The following is a 4,698-nucleotide window of genomic DNA, read 5'->3' on the forward strand; positions in this document are numbered from 1 at the left end:
TCCTCGGCCTCGGTCAAATGCTGCTGGCCGACCACGACGGTCCGTGGGATCGGCGGGACTGGATCGGGATGGTGCTCGGGATCATCGCCGTGACGAGCTCGGGCGTCGTCGTCACGATGATGGCCGTTGTGTTCGGTGCGACCTGGGCGCGCCGCACCTTGCGCATCGCGCTCGCACAGGTCGGTCCTGCCGCGTTCGTCTACTTGGCCTGGTCGTCGACCGCCGGTCGCCGGGAGGGTGGTTTCGGCACACCGGGCTCCATCTGGCGGTTCGTCCACATGCACGCCTGGGGTCTGGTGCAGTCGTTGAGCGATACGGCATGGCTCGCTCCGTTGTGGATCGGATTGGTGACCCTGGGGCTTGCGGCGACCGTCATTGCGGTCCGCCGACAAGGCCGCCGGTCACCGGTCGTGCCCGTCGCTGCCCTCGCAAGCGGAGCACTGCTGTTCTCCGTGTCGACGGGTGCCGCAACAGAGATAGTCCCGTGGTACGACGTCGTGTGGCCGGCCCCCCGCCACCTCCACGTCCTGGCAACGTTCCTGCTGCCAGCGATGGCGGTGGGCGCCGATCGGATCGTCGGTGATCGTCGTGCGTGGCGTGCTGCGCTGATCGCGCTGGTGCTCATCCCGTTGCCGCTCGGTTTCGTCCATCTCGGGGAACAGCGGGCGAGTTCGTCCGCGGCGTACTCCAGTAACCCTCGCCTGATCCTCGGGATACCCCGCCTGTCGTTTGCCGAACAACTGCCCTCCGACCTCGAGCCCGACCGTGCGTTCCATCCGGGCGCCACCGTGGGGTGGCTGCTCGACCTCGGGCGGCGTGGCCTGCTCCCCGAGCCACCTCCGACGAGCCCGCGCGAGCGAGCAGGGATCGCCGCCGTGGTAGCGCTGGCCGAGACCCGCTACGACGGTTCCACGTTGAAGCGCTGCACGACGCTCGGGTCATCCACAGGAATGGTTCTACAAGCAGGGGACCGACTGGTGGTGGTGAATGCTCCAGCCGCCGTGCAAGTGGTGTACGAGGGTGTGGCGTCGGTGCCGACGACAGTAAAAGCGGAGCCGTACTACCCGGGCGTCCGAACAGCACGAGTGGGGCCACTGACGTTGAAGGTGACGTCCATCGAGCCGGATGATCCGGTGACGGTTTGCACGCTCCCCTGAACGGGACACGTGCGGGGGAGTCGGAACCGGCGTGGAACTCCCTCACAGCGGATGCGGCGACATGGGCTCGGCTTGTGTTGCGATCACAACGCTGTGGTGCACAGTGACTCTCCGGGATCGTCAACCGGACCCAGGGGCTTGGCCAACACTCTGGACCGATCTGGGGCCAGCCCCCCGGGGGCCTTCGGAAGGAGCGAACGGCGAGCGACAAACAGTCGTGCGCCGCAGCTGTCCGCCGCTTCGTTCACTCCATCCGCGCGCAAAGCGAACCAAGTGGCTCGTCAAGACGATGACGATCAGATCAAGAACCTGGCCCGAACATCCTGCGCGGGTCCGGCTGGGCTACTGCTGGCGCGTCGAGAGGTCAATCCACTGCCGGTGCCACGCTCCAGCGACATTGTCGGCGCCGCCCTGCATCAATGAGGAACCGGCTCGTCAGCATCGCGACTTGGAGGCGAGAGTCGGACGGCTCACCAGGGGCTCGCGTCGGTGCTGGCTGCCGCCCTGCACTCGTCCGTTACAGAAAGCGATGAGCTTTCATCCGCTGCTTTCTCGCACGCAGCGACTCATCGCCTACGGTTTGCTCAGTGTGCGCACTGTTGAGGGGATACGGCAGTACCGACATGATCGTTCCCGTCGATGCCTCACGGTTGCTCATTGACAGGTAGGGGTGGCTCGACATCGAGCGGCATTCGATCGCGGATGTCCGGTCCATTCTTTGGCGAGCTGAGATGAGCGAACTGAAGGCGATCCGACCTCTTCCCGCTCGCGTGCCCGCTCTCGATGGCGTGCGCGGCGTCGCCGTTGTGCTGGTAGTTCTCCTGCACGTATCGGAGCTCCACGTTGGGGGAGGGCGGAGCCCGCTCGACGCTGGCGGTTGGTTCTCGGGAGGGTTCATCGGCGTCGACATCTTCTTCGTCCTGAGCGGCTTTCTGATCACGTCGATTCTCGTTCGCGAGCATCAAAGGACGGGGCGATTGGACCTCGTCCGGTTCTGGCGAGCACGTATCCTCCGGTTGGTGCCGGCACTGCTGTTGCTGCTCGCCGCCTTTGCCCTGTACTCCGTGCTGGCTGATCATCCGGGAACCGGCGACCCCTCCACGATGACGAGTTCGATCGTGGCGGCGCTCACGTTCACGATCAACTGGAAAGGCATCAGTTCGCCCGAGACGTTGGCGGGAGAACTCGGTCACTTGTGGTCGTTGTCGATCGAGGAGCAGTTCTACCTCCTGTGGCCGTTGGTGCTCCTGGGCCTGGTGGTCGTCGTTCGTCGGAGGCGAGTAATCATTGGGGTCATGGGTGCGACCTTCGCACTCGTCGCCCTGCGCCGGTACCAACTGTTCTCATCTGACGGATGGTTGAGCCCGTACCTGCACACCGATGCACACGTGGACGGGTTGATCGCTGGCGCAGTGGGCGCGCTCTTCGTTTCGAACGGAACGCGCCTCGGCCCGGTTGGCAGGTACCTTGCTTCGGCAGCGGTTGCCGTTCTCGGAGCCATCGTGCTCTTTACCCCTAACAGTGCTGCGCCCTTTCTCTACAAGGGTGGATTGTCGTTGGTGGCGATCTGTGCGGCGATCGTGGTCGTCGTACTCGCCGGAGATGAATGGCTCGTGGGCCGGCGCGTCTTCGAGCTTCGCCCGCTGCGTGCCCTCGGAATGGTGTCGTACGGGATCTATCTCTGGCACTTTCTCGTGATCAAGGTCGTTGTCCATGTCGGGCAGACGTGGACTGGATGGCTGCGGCTCGTGGTGGCGCTCATTTCGACGGCATGCGCCGTGCTGTTTTCCTGGTTCGTGGTCGGACGGCCCGCCTTCCGATGGCGCTACCGTCTTGATCGTCGAAGAGGGCGGGAACTGCGATCCGGCAACCCCCAATTCGCGCCGGTCACCTGGATCTTCGTCTCGGTCGGAGCTGCGAGCGTTGCCATTTCGGCTTTCGGCGGTTTGCTCCAACCGGTGTCCGCAGTCGGAGCAAACCTTCCGCACTACGCATCGTTACGGGCTGACGCTTTCCTCAACCTGAGGGAGAGTCCGACATCGGGCCAAACGCTTGCCGACGCGACAGCCGTAGGAGGTTCAGGTGCCTTTGACGCCGCCAATCTCGTCACCACGCTGCTACGCGTGCCGGTCCAATCGACCTTTGCGGGCCTCAACGACTGGTTCCTGACGATCTCATTGGCGGGTGCCTGGGCTTTCGGGGTAATCGCTATTGGACTGCTCACTCGCGAGATTGCGCAGCGCGCCTTCCCAGCGTCGCCGACGAGCCGACGACGGCTCCGCTCGTTCGCCGTGTCGGCCGCAGCGGCGGTGTGGGGTCTCTCTTACTTTTTCGTCGAACGTCCGCAGAACATTGAGCCTTCGGCATGGCTGATCGTTGCCGTTGTGCTCTTGTTGTGGTCAGCGATGTTGTTTCTCCGGACTGGTACATCGTTCGCGTCGGTCGTTGCCTCGGCGACCTTCGTTGCTCTGTGCCAACCCGTCGCCGGTGTCGTGGCTTGCGTCATTGGAGTTGGGCTCTGGGGTTGGCGGGCCCGTCCACAGTTCCGCCGAGTTCGTTTGGTCGGGCTCGCAATGATCCTGGTACTTCCTCTCCTGGCCACGACGCCGGGCATCGACCGTGCCACCGGAAAATCCCAGGTAGCCGCCACCTCGCTCGGGTGGCAGCTTCCTGAACAAGACCAGGAGGCCGCCCTATTCGTATCCGGTGATTGCAGGGGCCTCTACAACGGCAGAGGATCCGTCGCAGTTCCCTGGGCGGCGGCCGGATTCTCGTGGTTACGTTTCATCCTCGATCTGTCGGGTGGGGTGAAAGGTTCTGGATCAGCGCGACTGCTCAGATTCATCGGCCAGCCGCGCACAGATCTCATTGTCAGGACGACGAGCTCGACTGGCAAGAGTCGATTCGAGCTTGATCGAGATGGTGCTGCAAACGATGAAATCGGACCATGGATCAATACGGAGTTCGGCAGACGACTCGCGGTGCGCATCGACGTCACGGATGGGTCCTTCACAGTCACCGCTGACGGCCATTCGCTCGGCTCAATACCGTTCCGCGATGCAAACTCGACGGCGCGCGGGCCCGCCTTGTTATATGCCGAACTGCCGCGACTTGTTGCGCTCGGCATACGCCTCGAGCCGCTGGAATCCATCGAGCCCGCACTCTGCGACCAGGTACTCACGTCATTGATCGGCCGCGAATCATGGTCCGCAGCCTTACCAGATGATCCATCGCAAGCCGGTGTACGTGTCGTCGGTGCCTGTGCATCTCTGCTCGCTCGGGCCGAAGGCGCTGTACGCCCGTGGACCCTTGTCGTGGCCCGATCACTAGAATTCGATGTAACCACCACCGAAGATCAACTCGGAGCGTTTGTCCAGCCTCTTGCGACGAGTTCGGTTGATGGGCTTTCTACATTGTCGATCGAGTCCGATCGAAGCGGGCAGATCAGGTACCGCATCGACGGGCCTTACCGAGTTGTGGGCGACTGGACGAAGACTTTGCCCGGGACGACTCACCGACTTGCTCTGCGTCACTCCGGCGA

General features: G+C 63.5%; 2 protein-coding genes. Both read left to right on the forward strand.

The annotated features are described in order from the left end of the window. On the forward strand, nucleotides 1–1,157 hold a 1,157-nt coding region (locus ACESNG_RS05120; RefSeq protein ID WP_373068068.1), incomplete at its 5' end, for a hypothetical protein. A gap of 731 nt (nucleotides 1,158–1,888) precedes the next feature. Beyond that, the coding region (locus ACESNG_RS05125; protein ID WP_373068070.1) for an acyltransferase family protein at nucleotides 1,889–4,698 on the forward strand (2,810 nt) is incomplete at its 3' end.

The organism is Gemmatimonas sp., from assembly GCF_041689975.1.
GTDB lineage: Bacteria > Gemmatimonadota > Gemmatimonadetes > Gemmatimonadales > Gemmatimonadaceae > Gemmatimonas.